Source organism: Frigoribacterium sp. Leaf186, from assembly GCF_001423905.1.
GTDB lineage: Bacteria > Actinomycetota > Actinomycetes > Actinomycetales > Microbacteriaceae > Frigoribacterium.
The window spans coordinates 675-1,274 of record NZ_LMPQ01000003.1 but is presented as its reverse complement, the minus strand read 5'-3'; the positions used below and the strand labels follow the sequence as shown (position 1 = coordinate 1,274).

1 rRNA gene (cut by a window edge) is annotated in these 600 nt (G+C 49.7%); it reads left to right on the top strand.

The window, feature by feature from the left end:
* Positions 1-600: ribosomal RNA gene (locus tag ASG05_RS15735) — 23S ribosomal RNA — on the top strand (its annotated part continues 674 nt past the right edge of the window); the annotation flags it as partial.

Sequence of the window (600 nt, the reverse complement as noted above, 5' to 3'; positions counted from 1 at the left end):
GGTATTAACAAACAGAAGTGGAACGGGATGGGAAGCCCGGCGATACAAGGTGATAGCCCTGTACACGTATAGAATGTTAGCCTAGTAGTATCCTGAGTACCGCGAGGTCGGAGACGCCTTGTGGGAATCTGCCGGCACCATCCGGTAAGGCTAAATACTCCTGAGAGACCGATAGTGAACCAGTACCGTGAGGGAAAGGTGAAAAGAACCCCGAACAGGGGAGTGAAATAGAACCTGAAACCGTGTACTTACAAGCGGTCGGAGCGTCCAGGTGGCGTGACGGCGTGCCTTTTGCATAATGAGCCTACGAGTTACTCTTCTCTGGCAAGGTTAAGTGTTTAAGACACGGATCCGAAGCGAAAGCGAGTCTGAATAGGGCGTATAGTCAGAGGAGGTAGACGCGAAACCTTGTGATCTACCCATGGACAGGTTGAAGGTGCGGTAACACGTACTGGAGGACCGAACCGATAAACGTTGAAAAGTTTCCGGATGATCTGTGGGTAGGGGTGAAAGGCTAATCAAACTGGGAAATAGCTCGTACTCCCCGAAATGTTTTTAGGAACAGCGTGGATATTAAGTTTAATAGAGGTAGAGCTACTG